Source organism: Streptomyces sp. NPDC101237, from assembly GCF_044767465.1.
Lineage (GTDB): Bacteria > Actinomycetota > Actinomycetes > Streptomycetales > Streptomycetaceae > Streptomyces > Streptomyces gramineus.
Window position 1 is genome coordinate 23,172 of sequence record NZ_JBIWNY010000006.1, and the last position, 14,696, is coordinate 37,867.

The window sequence follows — 14,696 nt, forward strand, 5'->3', positions numbered from 1 at the left end:
CCCTGTCCGCTGACCCACCGGACGCCTCACCGGTCCCCGTCTCCGCGGCCGCGCCGGACGCGCGGCCTCCCACCGGCATGATCACATCGGAAGGCGGACGGCGGCGGGCGCGGACGGCGTGCCGGGCGCGGTCGCTACAGGAACGCGAGGTCCACCAGGCCGAAGGCCGCGGCCGCCACCAGGGCGGCGGCGGGCATCGTGATGAACCAGCCCAGGACGATGTTCTTGGCCACGCCCCAGCGGACCGCGTTCACGCGCTTCGTCGCGCCGACGCCCATGATGGCCGAGGTGATGACGTGGGTCGTGGAGATCGGCGCCTTGAAGAGGAACGCCGTGGTGAACATGATCGACGCGCCCGTCGCCTCGGCCGCGAAGCCCTGCGGGGGGTCGAGTTCGATGATCTTGCGGCCGAGGGTGCGCATGATGCGCCAGCCGCCGGCGTAGGTGCCCAGGGAGAGCATCATGGCGCAGACGATCTTGACCCAGACCGGGATCGGGTCGCCGTACGTCTCGTGGCCGGAAATCACCAGTGCCATGACGACGACGCCCATCGTCTTCTGGGCGTCCTGGAGGCCGTGGCCGAGGGCCATGCCGGCCGCGGAGACGGTCTGGGCGATCCGGAAGCCCCGCTTCGCCTTGTGCGGGTTGGAGCGGCGGAACAGCCACATGATGGCGGTCATGACCAGGTAGCCGAGGAACAGGCCGACCACGGGCGACAGGAACATCGGGATGATGACCTTGTCCACGACGCCGTTCCACAGGACGTCCGTGCCGCCGGCCAGGGCCGCGCCCACCAGGCCGCCGAAGAGCGCGTGCGAGGAGGACGAGGGCAGGCCGAAGTACCAGGTGACGAGGTTCCAGACGATCGCGCCGACCAGCGCCGCGAACAGGATGCCCAGGCCGCTGGAGCCCTTGGGGGTCTCGATCAGGCCCTCGCTGACCGTCTTGGCGACCCCGGAGCCCAGGAAGGCGCCCGCGAGGTTCATCACCGCGGCCATGGCGAGCGCCGCACGCGGTGTCAGTGCCCGGGTGGAGACCGAGGTCGCGATCGCGTTCGCGGAGTCGTGGAAGCCGTTCGTGTACGTGAAGAAGAGCGCGACCAGGATGGTCACGACGAGCGCGAAGGTGTCCATCGACGCCTCAGGACTCCTTGACCGCGATGGTCTCCACCGTGTTCGCCACGTGCTCGAACGCGTCCGCCGCCTCTTCCAGGACGTCCACGATCTGCTTCAGCTTCAGCACCTCGATCGCGTCGTACTTGCCGTTGAAGAGGTGGGCGAGCAGCTTGCGGTGGATCTGGTCGGCCTGGTTCTCCAGACGGTTGACCTCGATCCAGTACTCGGTGAGGTTCTCCATCGTGCGCAGGTTGGGCATCGCCTCGGCGGTGAGGTCGGCGGCCCGCGCCAGCACCTCGATCTGCTGCTCGACGCCCTTGGGCAGCTCCTCGACGTTGTAGAGGACGACCAGGTCGACGGCCTCCTCCATGAAGTCCATGATGTCGTCGAGGCAGGACGCGAGGGTGTAGATGTCCTCGCGGTCGAAGGGCGTGATGAACGAGGAGTTCAGCTGGTGGAAGATCGCGTGCGTGGCGTCGTCACCCGCGTGTTCCGCTGCCCGCATGCGCTCCGCGATCTCGGCCCGGGCAGACGTGTCCGCCCCGAGCAGTTCCATCAGGAGCTTCGAGCCCGTGACGATGTTGTCCGCGGACGCGGCGAACATGTCGTAGAAGCTCGTCTCCCTGGGGGTCAGACGAAAGCGCACGTGGGGTCCTCGGTATGCATGGGTTTCGGTCAGGGTGATGCTAGGCGCATCATCCGGCCACGGCTAATGGGCCGTCCTCCAGTGTCACCCATCGGGCGAGGTGATCAGCACGGGGGCGTCCCGAGGGCCCTATACCCAGCAAAGTTCGTTACCATATACCCGCTAGGGGTATAGGAATCGGCACAGCGGAGGACGCGATGACGACCACCGAGGCCGGCGCCACGAAGCCCTCCGGCAACGGGGCTCCGGCGGCCACGCACGGCTACCACAAGCAGAAGGACGAGCACCTCAAGCGGCTGCGCCGGATCGAGGGCCAGATCCGTGGCCTGCAGCGCATGGTCGACGAGGACACCTACTGCATCGACATACTCACCCAGGTCTCCGCCTCCACCAAGGCCCTGCAGTCGTTCGCGCTGCAGTTGCTGGAGGAACACCTGCGGCACTGCGTCGCCGACGCGGCCGTCAAGGGTGGTGCGGAGATCGACGCGAAGGTGGAGGAGGCCACCCAGGCCATCGCCCGCCTGCTGCGGACCTGAGAACCCGGATCCGGAGCCGCCGCCCCGGAGCCGCGGCCGCCTGACCTGAAACCGCCGACCGGGCGCCGGCCCGGCCCGTCGGCCCGAGGTGGCGGGCCTGGCCGAAGTCAGCCGTCCTCGCGCTCCTCGGCGACGCGCAGCACCTCGTCGATGCTCTCCAGGCTGAGCCGCTCCCGGGCGGCGGACGCGGCGATGATCAGCTCTCCGCACAGCTCGATCTCGGCGAGGGCCACGTGGTCCTGAACTGCCGTACCGCCGACCGGAGCCACGTGCGTCACCTCTTCTCTGCCGTCACCGACTTCCTAGAGTAGGGAGCGGTCTACACACCGCGCATGGCACGGACGGGCTAGTTCACAGGTTGTACAGAGCCGGTCCCGGACTAGTGCGCTGGCTGGTTTTCGGCGATCCTGCCGGCGTAGATGTCCCGGGAACGCGGCAACTTTACGTCCACCGGGGTGCCGAAGTCGTACAGCAGGGTCGTCGAGGCGACCGCCACCGTGCCCTTGCTGCTGTCGTTGACGAAGCTGAAGCGCTCCCGCAGCTTGCGGACGCGGCCCTGGTCGTCGAGGTACACGTCGAAGGGCACCTCGGCCGTGGCGAACCCTTTCGCCGCGGCGGCCAGGGCCGGCCGGTTGCCCAGGGAGGCGGCGCGGGCGGCGGCCGCCAGGTCGGCGGTGCCCCGGTAGTGCCGGACCTCGGTCCCGGCGACCTCGGTCCTGCCCAGGTAGGCCGCGGTGCGGGTGCCGAGGAGCAGCTCGGCCGCGGCGAACGGGTCGGTCGCGCCGCCGGTGACCAGGTTGCCGTCGGAGAGGCTCGCGGTCTCCACCCGGACCCACTTGTCGGCGGGCACCCCGGCCCCCCTGTTCTTCATGAACAGGGCGCCCGGCGCGAGGAGTTCGGTGATCGGGCGGTGCTCGGGGGTGCCGGCGGGATCCTGCGGCAGGACGACCGTGAGTTCGCCGAGCTGATGGCGGTAGTCGTAGCGGCCTTCGCCGCGGATGGTGACCCGGGTGCCGCCGGCCGCCATCTCCATCGACGTCGTCGCCCGGGAGGTGGCGGCGGCACGCAGGGTGTCCGCCGCACGCCTGAGGACGGCGACCGCGGTGTCACCCGGCCCGCCGCCGGCGCCCTCGGCCGCGGCCCCGCCGCAACCGGTCGCGCACGTGCCGAGTCCGACCACGATCCCCACGGTGACGGCCGTCCTTCCGACGCGCCTGTGCTGCCGCCGATCCATCGCCTGCCTACCCCCAAGCCGGGTACTCCGTCACGGGCCCCCTGTCGTTCCGCTTAACGAGGGGTGGAAGGGCCCGTCACGCATACCGGCCCTTTACCGAGGGTGGGTAACGTTGTCGGAGTGGCGCAGAAGGACGGTTCCGATCGGGGTTTGCAGGCACAGAGGCACGACACGAGCCTGGTGGAGCACGGGCCGTTCTGTTACGCGCGGTGCACGTGCGGGTGGCGCGGTCCGGCGCGCCGGGCCCGGAGCCTCGCGCGGACGGACGGCGCGGGGCACGTGGCCGAGGGCGGCTGAGGAAGGCGCCCGTCCCCTGCCCTAGGGGGCGTTGTGGAGCGAGGCCAGGAGTTCGTCCACCAGTTCGGCGTCCCTGGGCTGGGTGAGCCGCCGCCGGGCCTCCTGAGGACGCAGCCACAGGATCCGGTCCACCTCGTGGTTCGGCGTGAAGTGCCCCTCTCCCGCCTCTCCCGCCCAGTAACGGACCTGCTTGGGACGGCCGTTGGCGTAGTAGAGGGCCGTGGACAGCTCGCCGCCGAGGTGGGCCGCGTACCCCGTCTCCTCCGCCACCTCGCGCAGCGCGCCCGTCACCGCGTCCTCGCCGCGCTTGAGCTTGCCCTTCGGGTGGGACCAGTCGTCGTACTTGGGGCGGTGGACGAGGCAGACCTCCAGGTCCCCGTCCACCGGTGACCGGCGCCACAGGACGCAGCCGGCCGCCAGTACCGCGGTGTCGTTCACACCGCCTCCACCGGCTGCTTCTGCCACGCCTGCTGGAACGCGAACCGGGCCGCCTCCACCTCGTGGCGCTGGTCGGCGTGGAGCACGCCGAGGGCGTAGGCGGTCGCCGGCGCGATGCGCGGGGTCCGGGCGGCGGCCGCCGCGGCCGCCGCCGCTTCGGAGGCGTCGCGGTGCCGGTTCAGGGCCTGGCCCGCGGAGAGCAGCCGTACGTCCACCGGCGCGCCCGGGCCGCACAGCACCTCGCGGGCGTAGCGGTGCAGCCGCAGCAGCAGGCGGACCTGGTGCCAGGGGCCGTCCTGCGGGTGCGGTGCCGGGTCCGGGGACAGGCCGTGGACCAGGGCCTCGGCGTTGTACGGGTGGCCGGCGGTGACCAGCGGGAGGGCGGCGACGGCGTCGGTGAGGCGTTCCTCCGCCGCCGAGGCGAGCGGGCGCAGGTCGGCCGTCGGGGCCGCGGCGGTCAGCGGGACCTCGCTGGCCAGGACCGCGACCTTGTCGGCGACCGCGTGGAAGCGGGAGGAACCCAGTGCCTGGAGCGCCGTGGAGTGGGCCCGGGTGCGGGCGAGGGTGAGCTGGCGGTCGAGCAGGGCGCCCGCCTTGGCCGCGCCGACGGTGAGGCTGCCGCGCTCGACGGTGCCCTGCGAACCGCCCTGGCCGGGCAGGGTCGTCGAACCGGAGAGCCGGTGGAGCGCCAGCAACAGCCGCTCCAGTCTTGCCTCATAGGCGTGTTCAAGACCCAAAGTGCCCGACAGCCAGGCCAGTTCGGGACGGATCTCCTCCGACCAGTCGGTTTCGAGGAGCGGGCGGAAGGTGTGCAGGCTGCCGCTGATGCGCCGGGCGGAACGGCGCAGCGCGCGGGCCGCGTCGACGGACTCCTCCGCCGTGCTCGCCGTCCCGGTCTCCCGGTGCAGGCGCAGCGCGCGGAGGAACTCCGTGGCCTGGGCGCGCAGGTAGCCCGCGAGGGCGTCCCCGGTCACGACCCGGGCCGTCGGGTCCGTCGGTTCAAGGTGTTGCTGTGCCACGCCGGCGCCTCCGGGCGTCTATGAGCATCTCCTGGATGTTGCGCAGGGGCTGTCCGTCCGCGTCGGTCGCGTGCCGGGTCCACTCGCCGTCCGCGGCCAGGTGCCAGGAAGAGGTGGAGTCGGACATACCGGTTTCGAGGAGCCGGATGAGCGATGCGCGGTGGGCCGGGTCGGTGACCCGGACCAGCGCCTCTATCCGGCGGTCGAGGTTGCGGTGCATCATGTCGGCGCTGCCTATCCACACCTCGGGTTCGCCGCCGTTGCCGAAGGCGAAGAGCCGGGAGTGCTCAAGGAAGCGGCCGAGGATCGAGCGGACCCGGACGTTCTCCGAGAGCCCCGTGACGCCCGGCCGGATCGCGCAGATGCCGCGGACCCAGATGTCGACCGGCACGCCCGCCATGGACGCGCGGTACAGGGCGTCGATGATCGCCTCGTCGACCATCGAGTTGACCTTGATGCGGATGAACGCGGGACGGCCGGCCCGGTGGTGCTGTACTTCCTTGTCGATCCGCGCGATCAGTCCGTCGCGCAGCGACTTGGGTGCCACCAGCAGGCGGCGGTAGGTCTCCCGGCGTGAGTAGCCGGAGAGCCGGTTGAACAGGTCGGACAGGTCGGCGCCGACCTGGGTGTCGGCGGTCAGCAGGCCGAGGTCCTCGTAGAGCCGTGCCGTCTTCGGGTGGTAGTTGCCGGTGCCGACGTGGCTGTAGCGGCGGAGCGTCTCGCCCTCCTGGCGGACCACCAGGGACAGCTTGCAGTGCGTCTTGAGGCCCACCAGGCCGTAGACGACGTGGCAGCCGGCCTCTTCGAGGCGCTTGGCCCACTTGATGTTGGCGTGCTCGTCGAAGCGGGCCTTGATCTCGACCAGGACGAGGACCTGCTTGCCGGCCTCGGCGGCGTCCACGAGCGCGTTGACGATCGGGGAGTCGCCGGAGGTCCGGTACAGGGTCTGCTTGATGGCGAGGACGTCCGGGTCCTCGGCGGCCTGTTCGATGAAGGCCTGCACGGAGGTGGAGAAGCTGTCGTACGGGTGGTGCAGCAGGACGTCCCGCTCGCGCAGCGCCGCGAAGATGTCGGGCGCGGACGCCGACTCGACCTCGGCGAGATCGCGATGGGTGCCCGCGACGAACTTGCGGTACTTCAGCTCCGGCCGGTCCAGGCCGTGGATGCGGAACAGGCCGGTCAGGTCGAGCGGGCCGGGCAGCGGGTAGACCTCGGCCTCGGACACCTTCAGCTCGCGGACCAGCAGGTCCAGGACCTCGCGGCCGATGGACTCCTCGACCTCCAGGCGCACCGGCGGTCCGAAGCGGCGCCGCATGAGTTCCTTCTCCAGGGCCTGGAGCAGGTTCTCGGCGTCGTCCTCCTCCACCTCCAGGTCCTCGTTCCTGGTGAGGCGGAAGGCGTGGTGCTCCACGACCTCCATGCCGGGGAACAGCTCCTCCAGGTGGGCGCCGATGACGTCCTCGATGGGGACGTACCGGCCGCTGCTGCTCTCCAGGAAGCGGGACAGCGACGGCGGCACCTTGACCCGGGCGAAGTGCTTGTGGCCGCTGACCGGGTTGCGGACGACCACGGCCAGGTTCAGCGAGAGGCCCGAGATGTACGGGAAGGGGTGCGCCGGGTCGACCGCCAGCGGGGTCAGGACCGGGAAGATCTGGTGCCGGAAGAGCGTGAAGAGCCGCGCCTGCTCCTTCTCGGTCAGCTCCGACCAGCGGACCAGGTGGATGCCCTCCTCCGCGAGTGCGGGCGCGATGTCCTCGTGGTAGCAGGCGGCGTGCCGGGCCATCAGCTCGCGGGAGCGGGCCCAGATCATCTCCAGCACCTCGCGGGGCTGCAGCCCGGAGGCGGACCGGGTGGCCACGCCGGTGGCGATGCGGCGCTTCAGTCCCGCGACCCGGACCATGAAGAACTCGTCCAGGTTGCTCGCGAAGATCGCCAGGAAGTTGGCCCGCTCCAGCAGGGGCGTGTTCGGGTCCTCGGCGAGTTCCAGGACCCGCTCGTTGAACGCGAGCCAGCTGCGCTCCCGGTCCAGGAAGCGGCCCTGGGGCAGCTGGGGCCCGTCGTGGGGGGCCTCCTCGTACGCGTCGAGGTCCGCGTCGATGTCGGGTTCGAGATCGGAGACCGCCGCGGCCACGGTGTGCGGGCGGTGCGCGGCTATGGAGCCTACGGAGGGCTGGGCGTGCTGGACCTCGGCTGCCTGGGCGTTCTGCTGACTCATGAACCCATTCTTCCGCGCCCGGGGCGTGACAGGCGCGTCGGAACGTGCGGGCGGGAGCTTGACGGCCCCGTTTCCCGCGAACCCCTGCGGGCTCGGCGACGGCTCTGGCGCGGCTGGCTGCATTGGCCGAGCCTCGCAAGTCAGCCTGAACCAATGGTTACGAAGACATGGCGTACGGGATAGCTGCGGGAGGCTCACGGACGTCGAAGATCGGGCCGCGGGGTTCCGCGGGATCACGAAAGCGACGTTCGGGTACGACCTTCCCACGGACGCCGTGCGCCCTGCCACCGGCGGGGGGACGCACGGGTCCGACGGTCCCTCAGCGGGCCTGGCGGCGCAAGAGGGAGAACGCGCCGACGAAGGCCGCGGCGGCCAGGACGAGCACCATGGCGGTGGCCGCGAGGTGAACGGGCCAGAAACCGTGCAGGGGGCCGTGCAGCGGCTGCCACGCGGTGCGCAGGCAGAGCCTGATCAGCAGGGTCACGGCGGCGGCCGCGGCGAGCGCGGGCAGGGTGCGGCGCAGGGCGATGCCGGCGAGCGCGCCGACGGCGAGGCCGAGCAGCAGCAGGGCCGGCAGCAGCGGGCCGCGCGGGATGAAGACACGGTCCCAGGTCCACCGCGTGACCAGGGCGTTCTGGTCGGAGGTCCACACCAGGCCGAAGACCAGGGCCAGCAGCCCGCCCCCGGCGAGCAGCGGGACGGCGGCCGTGGTCAGCTTCGCGGCCAGCCAGCGGGCCGGGGAGACGGACTGGGTCCAGGCCAGCCGCGCGGTGCCGGACTCCAGCTCCCGGCCGATCAGCGCGGCGCCCGCCCAGGCGGCGACCGCGACGGCGGACCAGCCGAGCACCTCGCCGAGCGCGTTGAAGAGGTTGTTGGCGTCCGTGAGCGCCGAGTAGGCGCAGCCGGGCAGGTCGCCGGCGGCGGAGTGCCGGGCGGCGCGGCAGGCCCGCTCGGCGGGCACCTCGGAGACGTGCAGCCACAGCAGCCAGCCCGTCGCGAGCAGGACGAAGGCGGTCCACACGAGCAGGGCCGGGCGGTGCAGCCGGAGCAGGGAGCGGCGGGCGGAGACGGGTGCGGTGGACAGGGCGGTCATCAGGCGGTGGTCTTTCCGGTGAGGCGGCGCAGTGCCAGGAAGCAGCCCAGGGTCAGCAGGGCCGCCACGGCGAGCAGCAGGGCGCCGGCGGTCAGCTGGAGCGGCCAGGTGTGCGAGGCGGGGTGGTAGTCGCCGTAGGGGATGCCGGCCTGCTCGCCCGAGCGCACCGTCCAGTCGCTGCTGTGCAGGGCGCGGAAGGCGTCGCCCGCGGCGGCCCGCGTCGGCCACAGGTGCGGCAGGAGCGACTGGGCGCCGGCCCAGAGCGCGCCGGTGAGGAGCAGGCCGAGGCCCAGGGCGGGCAGGGTGCGGCGGGTCAGCAGGCCGGTGAGCGCGCCCGCCGCCAGGCCGCACAGGGCCAGGGCGACGAGGGTGGGGCCGTTGGTGTGGAAGGTCCAGACGTCGAACCAGGGCTTGGCGGTGTCGATCCGGCCCTCGCCCGCGGTCCAGGCCAGGCGGTGCAGCCACACCAGCAGCGCGGTTCCGGCGGCGACGGCCGCGGCCGGTACCGCGAGCCGTACGGTCAGCCAGCGCACCGGGGTGCTGGACTGGGTCCAGGCCAGCCGGGCGGTGCCGGACTCCAGCTCCTTGCCGAACATCCCGCCGGCCCAGGCGGCCGTCAGGAAGGGCGCCGCGGCGACGGCGAGCGTGGCGTAGTTGTACCAGTCCTTGTAGCGCAGGATCGCCTTCTGGTCGTACCGGCAGCGCTGCAAGTCCGTGCAGGCGTCGTAGTGGCGCCAGGCGTCGGCCGCGGCGTCGGTCAGCGGGCCGTGCAGCAGGAGGAGCAGGGCGGTGAGGGCCACGACCAGGCCCGTCCAGACGTACAGCGCGGGCCGGTGCAGGCGCAGCACCCAGCGGGTGAGGTGGGGCCGGGCGGCGTGTTCGGGCGCGGGTGCGGTGCGGGTGGTCATACGGCGGCCTCCACCGCGGTCAGGGCCGGGGCCTCGGGGTTGCGCAGGTGGGCGAGGACCAGTTCCTCCAGGGAGGGGGTGGCGGCGCTCCAGTCGGCGGGCAGCGGGCCCGCCGGGCGGACCAGGGCGCTGAGCTGCCGGCCGGTGGTCCGGGAGTCCACGACGGTGTGCGGGGCGAGGTCGGCGTCGGCGGCCGCGCTGACCCGGGCGTGCGCGGCCAGCAGGTCGTCGATCTCGCCGGCCAGCCGGACCCGGCCGCCGCCGATCAGCAGCAGGTGGTCGCAGGAGTCCTCCAGTTCGGCGACCACGTGCGAGGACATCGCGATCGTGGTGCCGTGCTGGGCGGCCTCCACCATGAGCAGGCCCATCAGTTCGTGCCGTGCCAGCGGGTCGAGGTCGGCCATGGGCTCGTCCAGGAGCAGCAGTTCGGGGCGCTTGCCGAGCGCGAGGGCGAGGGCGATCCGGGTGCGCTGGCCGCCGGAGAGGGCCCGGATGCGGGAGTCGGGGTCCAGGTCGCCGCCGGCCACGACGTGCTCGGCGGCGGCCGCGTTCCAGCGTCCCGGGTTGAGGCCGGCGCCCATCCGGAGCGTCTCGGCGATGGTGAGCTGCGGGTACAGCGGCTTGTCCTGGGCGACGTAACCGACCCGGCCGCGGGCCTCGGCCGGGCTGGTCCCGAGGACGGTCAGCTCGCCCTCGGTCGGGCCCAGCAGTCCGGCGGCGAGGGCGAGGAGGGTGGACTTGCCCGCCCCGTTGGGGCCTACGACGGCACAGACGCGGCCGGCCGGCAGCCGGAAGCCGCAGTCGCGCAGCGCCCAGCTCCCGCGCCGGCCGAACCGTTTGCCGAGCGCGGACGCCGCTATCGCGGTGTCGGTCATGAACTCTCTCCTTGCAAGTGCTTCTCGGGGTGCTCGAAGTGCTTCTCGAGTACGGCGGTGAAGAGCGCGGCCATGTCGTCGCGGTCCAGGCCGGCCGCGCGGGCCCTGGCCGCCCAGTCCGCCAGCTCCGCGTGGAGCGGGGACTCGGGGGCCGGTGCGGTGCCGAGCGAGCGCTTCACGAACGTGCCCAGTCCGCGCCTGGCCTCGACCAGGCCCTCCCGCTCCAGCTCCCGGTAGGCCTTGAGGACCGTGTTGGGGTTGATGGCGGTGGCCTCGACCACCTCGCGGGCGGTCGGCAGCTTGTCTCCCGGCCGCAGGTGACCGAGGCGCAGCGCCTGCTTGGTCTGCTGCACGATCTGGACGTAGGTGGCGACGCCGGAGCGCCGGTCGATGCGGTACTCGACCACCCGTACAACCACCCTTTCACTAATTGAGTAGTGAAAGGGTGGTGGAAGACCCGCCGGAAAGTCAACCCGGGACGGGTGAACCGATCGGCCGGGCTCGTGCGATGAGGGGACGTGAGCGGAACGAGAAGCGACGGGGAGCTGCTGCGGGCCATCGCCGCGGACTCCGACCGGCGTGCCTTCGAGGAGCTGTACCGGCGGTACGCGCCGTGGCTGTCCGCGCGGCTGCGCGGCCGGTGCGCCGATCCGGCGGTCGTCGACGACGTCGTGCAGGAGACGTTCCTCGCGGTGTGGCGGGGAACGGCCCGCTACCACGAGGAGGGCGACGCCGCCGGATGGCTGTGGCGGATCGGGTCGCGGCGGCTGGTCGACGCGCTGCGCGGTGACGGCGCCCGGGGCCGGCTGCGGCAGGCGCTGGCGCGGCTGCGCCACCGGGACGAGGTCTCGGCGGAGGAACGCGTGCTCGCGGGGGTGGAGCACGGGGATCTCGCCGGGGCCCTGGTCCGGCTCTCGCCGGAGCTGCGGGCGGTGCTCCAGGCGACGGTGATCGACGGGCTGACCACCCGGGAGGCGGCGGTCCTGCTCGGCATCCCGCCGGGGACGGTCAAGACACGGGCGATGCGGGCGCGCAAGCAGTTGCGGGAGGAGCTGGCATGACCTGGCATGTCGCTGAGGAAGAACTACGGGCCTACGCGCGCGGCGAGCTGGCACCGCCGCTGCTGTGGTCGGCCGACACCCACGTCGGCGTCTGCGCCGAGTGCCGTGCGGTGCTCGCGGCGGTCTGCGACCCGGTCGCGCTGGACGCCGGCTGGGACCGCCTGGACGCCGAGCTGGACGCGCCGCGGCCCGGCCGCGGCGAACGGCTGCTGACCCGGCTGGGCGTCGCCGAGCACACCGTGCGGCTGCTCACCGCGACCCCGGCGCTGCGCCGCTCCTGGCTGGCGTCGGTCGCGTTCGTGCTGGCCGTGACGGTCACCGTGGTGCACCTCGTGGACGCCCCGGCCCTGTTCCTGGCGCTGGCCCCGCTGCTGCCGCTGGCCGCGGTGGCGCTGTCGTACGGACCGGCGCTCGATCCGGCGTACGAGATCGCCGCGGTCGCCCCGACGCACGGCTTCCGGCTGCTGATGATCCGTACGGTGGCGGCGCTGACCGCCTCGCTCGGCTTCAACTGCCTCGCCGCGCTGGCGCTGCCGGGTTACGGGCTGCTCGCCTTCGGCTGGCTGCTGCCCGCCCTCGCGCTCACCGCGGCCGGTCTCGCGCTCTCCGCGCGGCTCGGCCCGCTGCTCGGCCCCGGCCTGGTCGGCGGGGCCTGGACCCTGCTGATGGTGGTGGCCGCGCGGCACCCCGCCGGCACGCCGTTCGCGTTCACGGCGGCGGGCCAGTCGGCGGCCGCGGCGCTGGCCGCGCTGGCGACCTTCCTGCTGCACCGGGCGCGGGACCGCTTCGACGCCCGGCCCTACTGATCTGGAGTCATCCGTGCACACCACTGTCTCCGCCGCGGGCCTCACCGTGCGCTACGGCGGCACCCGGGCCCTGGACGGCGTCGGGCTGCGTCTGACGGACGGCGTGACGGGCCTGCTGGGCCCGAACGGCGCCGGGAAGACGACCCTGTTGAGGGTGCTGGCCACCGCGGTGCCGCCGGACGGCGGCGGCTTCACCGTCGGCGGCCAGGACCCGTCGACCCCGGCCGGCCGGCCGGCCGTGCGCCGCTCGCTCGGCTATCTCCCGCAGAACCCCGGTTTCCCCCCGGACTTCACGGCCTTCGAGTTCGTCGACTACGTGGCCGTCCTCAAGGAACTGACCGGCCGCACCGCACGCCATCGCGAGGTGCGGCGCGTCCTGGACCTGGTCGATCTCGCCGACGTCCGCGGCCTGCGCATCAAGCGGCTCTCCGGCGGCATGCGCCGGCGGGTCGCCCTGGCCGCGGCCCTGGTCGGCGATCCCGCCTTCCTGGTCCTGGACGAGCCGACCGTCCACCTCGACCCCGAGCAGCGCATGCGGTTCCGCGAGCTGGTCGCCCAGGCGGGGGAGGGCCGCACGGTCCTGCTCTCCACGCACCAGACCGAGGACGTGGCGATGCTCTGCCACCACGTGATCGTCCTGGCCGGCGGCCGGGTCCGCTTCGACGGCACCCCCGCCGAACTGACCGCGCGGGCCGCGGGCCGGGTGTGGAGCAGCGGCGAACGGGCGCCCGGCGCCCGGGCGGGCTGGCGCACCGGCAGCGGCTCCTACCGCAACGTGGGCGACCCGCCGGCCGGCGCCGACCTGCTCGAACCGACCCTGGAGGACGGCTATCTGCTGGTCCTCGACGACGAGACCCCGGAGGCCGCGGCCGCATGACGACGACCCTGGTGAAACCGGCCGCCCCGGAAGACGGCGGCACCGGCCGCCGCACCGGTTCCGTGCTGGCCCTCGCGGCCTTCGAAGCCCGCCAGCTCGCCCTCCAGATACCGGTGGTGCTGTGGGGCCTGGCCTATCTGGCCTATGTCGGCTACCAGTTGTTCGGCCGGGACGAGGGCATGGACGCCTACCCGGTGCTGCACGACGCCGACCGCGCCACCCAGGGCGGTCCGGTCCTGCTCTGCGTCGCCCTGCTGGTCTGCGTGCACCGCGCCGCCCTGCTGGACCGGCGGCACGGGCTGCGGGAGCAGTTCTCGGTGCTGGTCATGCCGCTGCCGCGGCGCACGCTGGCACACGCCCTGTCGGTGGTGCCGTTCGCCGTCGGCGTGGCCCTGGTGGTGGGCGCGCAGTTCGGACGGGCGGCGCTGCGGCCGGGCGCGGCCGGCCACGGCTCGCTCGCCGAACTCGCCGTCGCCCCGCTGACGGTGCTGCTCTCCGGCGCGGTCGGTGTCCTGCTGGCCCGCGTCCTGCCGCACGCGGCGGCCCCGGTGCTGTTCGTGATCGCCCTCGCGGTCGTCCTCACCGTGGCCGACGGCGTCTCGGGCGGCGGGCACGCCGTGCAGTGGCTGTGGCCGACGGTGCAGGAGAGCGGCGGCACCCCGGTCCCGGGCGAGCTGCTGGGCCGCCCGGCGGGCTGGCACGCGCTGTACCTGGCGGGGCTGACGGTGCTGGCGGGCAGCGCCGCGCTGCTGGTGGCGGGCGGCCGGACCCGCGTGCTCCAGGTGGCGGCGGCCGTGGCCCTGGCCGCGACGGTGGCCGGCGTGACCGGCCAGAGCCCGGCCGTCTCCGGCGCCGTCCAGGCCGCGCGGAAGGCGGAGGCGGACCACCCGGCGGCGTACCAGACGTGCGTGACGCGCGACGGGTCCCGGTACTGCGCCTACCCGGACTGGACGGGCTGGGCGGCCGACTGGGCGGCGGTGGTGCGCCGGGTGCGGGCGGAGGCCGGCGGCGAGGCGGCCACCACCCGCCTGACGGTCCGCCAGCGCATCCAGGAGATCGCCGACCTGAGCACGGACGCCACCCTGCCGACCGGTTCGGTCCGGAACACGGTCACGGTCGGCACCCAGTGGGGCGGCAACCGGGTGCCCGAGTTCGCGGTCGGCGTCGCCCGGGTCCTGGTGGCGGGGAACGAGATGGCCACGATCGAGATGTGCGACGCCCGCGCGGTCACGACGATGTGGCTGGCCCTGGCCACCGACCCCACGCCGGAGGACACCTTCCGCCGGCTCCGCATCGACGACAGCCTCACCGGCCCGGCCGCGGTCCTCACCCCGGACGGCGGCAGCATGAGCGTCTCGTCGCAGGCCACCGACGTCGTACGGGACCTGTTCCGCGCGCCGCACGACACGGTCGCGGCCCGGGTGAGGGCCCACTGGGCGGAGCTGACCTCGGCACGGACGCCCGTGTCCCGGGCGGCCCGGCTGCTGGGCGTGCCGGTGCCCCGGGGCAAGGACGACTGCGGCGACGGCTGACCGGGCCCGGAGCCGGACGGACGGCGGGCCCGGTTCACGCGCCG

The 14,696-nt window shown here is 73.3% G+C and carries 16 protein-coding genes; 5 read left to right on the plus strand and 11 right to left on the minus strand.

The genetic code is table 11. The features are described from left to right. Window positions 1-134 precede the first annotated feature (134 nt). Both ACIRQ9_RS11260 and ACIRQ9_RS11265 read right to left on the minus strand, forming a co-directional pair. On the minus strand, window positions 135-1,133 hold the full coding sequence (locus ACIRQ9_RS11260) for an anion permease (protein ID WP_404169991.1): 999 nt from the start codon (window positions 1,131-1,133) through the stop codon (window positions 135-137). A 7-nt stretch (window positions 1,134-1,140) separates the two neighbouring features. Beyond that, window positions 1,141-1,761, minus strand: coding sequence for a DUF47 domain-containing protein (locus ACIRQ9_RS11265; RefSeq protein WP_404169994.1), 621 nt, complete (start codon window positions 1,759-1,761; stop codon window positions 1,141-1,143). A gap of 197 nt (window positions 1,762-1,958) precedes the next feature. Between ACIRQ9_RS11265 and ACIRQ9_RS11270 the strand changes: the two genes are divergently transcribed. After that, window positions 1,959-2,297 carry a metal-sensitive transcriptional regulator gene (locus ACIRQ9_RS11270; RefSeq protein ID WP_365289887.1) on the plus strand — a complete coding sequence of 113 codons (339 nt, stop codon included), beginning with the start codon at window positions 1,959-1,961 and terminating at the stop codon, window positions 2,295-2,297. A 107-nt stretch (window positions 2,298-2,404) separates the two neighbouring features. On the opposite strand, the gene ACIRQ9_RS11275 is transcribed toward ACIRQ9_RS11270, so the two are convergent. From ACIRQ9_RS11275 to ACIRQ9_RS11315, 9 genes are all read right to left on the minus strand, one after another. Beyond that, entirely contained in the window at window positions 2,405-2,566 is a 162-nt protein-coding gene (locus ACIRQ9_RS11275) for a hypothetical protein (protein ID WP_404170943.1), read from the minus strand. 110 nt (window positions 2,567-2,676) lie between these two features. Continuing rightward, entirely contained in the window at window positions 2,677-3,531 is an 855-nt protein-coding gene (locus ACIRQ9_RS11280) for a hypothetical protein (RefSeq protein WP_404169998.1), read from the minus strand. A gap of 318 nt (window positions 3,532-3,849) precedes the next feature. Next, window positions 3,850-4,266, minus strand: coding sequence for an NUDIX hydrolase (locus ACIRQ9_RS11285; protein ID WP_404170001.1), 417 nt, complete (start codon window positions 4,264-4,266; stop codon window positions 3,850-3,852). Continuing rightward, window positions 4,263-5,285 (minus strand): CHAD domain-containing protein, encoded by a 1,023-nt coding sequence (locus ACIRQ9_RS11290; protein ID WP_404170004.1) that lies wholly within the window; start codon window positions 5,283-5,285, stop codon window positions 4,263-4,265. The genes ACIRQ9_RS11285 and ACIRQ9_RS11290 overlap by 4 nt, the downstream gene beginning before the upstream one ends. Beyond that, window positions 5,266-7,623: an RNA degradosome polyphosphate kinase gene (locus ACIRQ9_RS11295; protein ID WP_404170007.1), complete on the minus strand. Its 2,358-nt coding sequence runs from the start codon at window positions 7,621-7,623 to the stop codon at window positions 5,266-5,268. Before ACIRQ9_RS11295 ends, ACIRQ9_RS11290 begins: the two co-directional genes overlap by 20 nt. Window positions 7,624-7,819: 196 nt before the next feature. Further along, window positions 7,820-8,593: a hypothetical protein gene (locus tag ACIRQ9_RS11300; protein ID WP_404170010.1), complete on the minus strand. Its 774-nt coding sequence runs from the start codon at window positions 8,591-8,593 to the stop codon at window positions 7,820-7,822. Continuing rightward, the gene (locus ACIRQ9_RS11305; protein ID WP_404170013.1) at window positions 8,593-9,501 is read right to left on the minus strand and encodes an ABC transporter permease; all 909 of its coding nucleotides are present in this window, start codon (window positions 9,499-9,501) and stop codon (window positions 8,593-8,595) included. Before ACIRQ9_RS11305 ends, ACIRQ9_RS11300 begins: the two co-directional genes overlap by 1 nt. Beyond that, complete coding sequence (locus ACIRQ9_RS11310) at window positions 9,498-10,376, minus strand: ABC transporter ATP-binding protein (protein ID WP_404170016.1); 879 nt, start codon at window positions 10,374-10,376, stop codon at window positions 9,498-9,500. The genes ACIRQ9_RS11305 and ACIRQ9_RS11310 overlap by 4 nt, the downstream gene beginning before the upstream one ends. Further along, window positions 10,373-10,783 carry a GntR family transcriptional regulator gene (locus tag ACIRQ9_RS11315; RefSeq protein ID WP_404170889.1) on the minus strand — a complete coding sequence of 137 codons (411 nt, stop codon included), beginning with the start codon at window positions 10,781-10,783 and terminating at the stop codon, window positions 10,373-10,375. The genes ACIRQ9_RS11310 and ACIRQ9_RS11315 overlap by 4 nt, the downstream gene beginning before the upstream one ends. Window positions 10,784-10,894: 111 nt before the next feature. Here ACIRQ9_RS11315 and ACIRQ9_RS11320 point away from each other — a divergent pair, with 111 nt between their 5' ends. From ACIRQ9_RS11320 to ACIRQ9_RS11335, 4 genes are read left to right on the plus strand one after another with little or no spacing between them, the layout of a single operon-like run. Beyond that, a complete protein-coding gene (locus tag ACIRQ9_RS11320; RefSeq protein ID WP_404170019.1) occupies window positions 10,895-11,437 on the plus strand; it encodes an RNA polymerase sigma factor in 543 nt (180 codons plus the stop codon). Continuing rightward, window positions 11,434-12,243: a zf-HC2 domain-containing protein gene (locus tag ACIRQ9_RS11325; RefSeq protein WP_404170022.1), complete on the plus strand. Its 810-nt coding sequence runs from the start codon at window positions 11,434-11,436 to the stop codon at window positions 12,241-12,243. The genes ACIRQ9_RS11320 and ACIRQ9_RS11325 overlap by 4 nt, the downstream gene beginning before the upstream one ends. 13 nt (window positions 12,244-12,256) lie before the next feature. Further along, window positions 12,257-13,120 carry an ABC transporter ATP-binding protein gene (locus ACIRQ9_RS11330; protein WP_404170025.1) on the plus strand — a complete coding sequence of 288 codons (864 nt, stop codon included), beginning with the start codon at window positions 12,257-12,259 and terminating at the stop codon, window positions 13,118-13,120. Beyond that, entirely contained in the window at window positions 13,117-14,652 is a 1,536-nt protein-coding gene (locus tag ACIRQ9_RS11335) for an ABC transporter permease (RefSeq protein ID WP_404170028.1), read from the plus strand. Before ACIRQ9_RS11330 ends, ACIRQ9_RS11335 begins: the two co-directional genes overlap by 4 nt. The last annotated feature ends 44 nt before the right edge of the window (window positions 14,653-14,696 follow it).

What these genes read in the sequence shown, in the direction of transcription:
- ACIRQ9_RS11260 (WP_404169991.1), bottom strand. Translation starts at nt 1,133, where the DNA reads ATGGACACCTTCGCGCTCGTCGTGACCATCCTGGTCGCGCTCTTCTTC.
- ACIRQ9_RS11270 (WP_365289887.1), top strand. Translation starts at nt 1,959, where the DNA reads ATGACGACCACCGAGGCCGGCGCCACGAAGCCCTCCGGCAACGGGGCT.
- ACIRQ9_RS11280 (WP_404169998.1), bottom strand. Translation starts at nt 3,531, where the DNA reads ATGGATCGGCGGCAGCACAGGCGCGTCGGAAGGACGGCCGTCACCGTG.
- ACIRQ9_RS11295 (WP_404170007.1), bottom strand. Translation starts at nt 7,623, where the DNA reads ATGCAGCCAGCCGCGCCAGAGCCGTCGCCGAGCCCGCAGGGGTTCGCG.
- ACIRQ9_RS11300 (WP_404170010.1), bottom strand. Translation starts at nt 8,593, where the DNA reads ATGACCGCCCTGTCCACCGCACCCGTCTCCGCCCGCCGCTCCCTGCTC.
- ACIRQ9_RS11305 (WP_404170013.1), bottom strand. Translation starts at nt 9,501, where the DNA reads ATGACCACCCGCACCGCACCCGCGCCCGAACACGCCGCCCGGCCCCAC.
- ACIRQ9_RS11310 (WP_404170016.1), bottom strand. Translation starts at nt 10,376, where the DNA reads ATGACCGACACCGCGATAGCGGCGTCCGCGCTCGGCAAACGGTTCGGC.
- ACIRQ9_RS11325 (WP_404170022.1), top strand. Translation starts at nt 11,434, where the DNA reads ATGACCTGGCATGTCGCTGAGGAAGAACTACGGGCCTACGCGCGCGGC.
- ACIRQ9_RS11335 (WP_404170028.1), top strand. Translation starts at nt 13,117, where the DNA reads ATGACGACGACCCTGGTGAAACCGGCCGCCCCGGAAGACGGCGGCACC.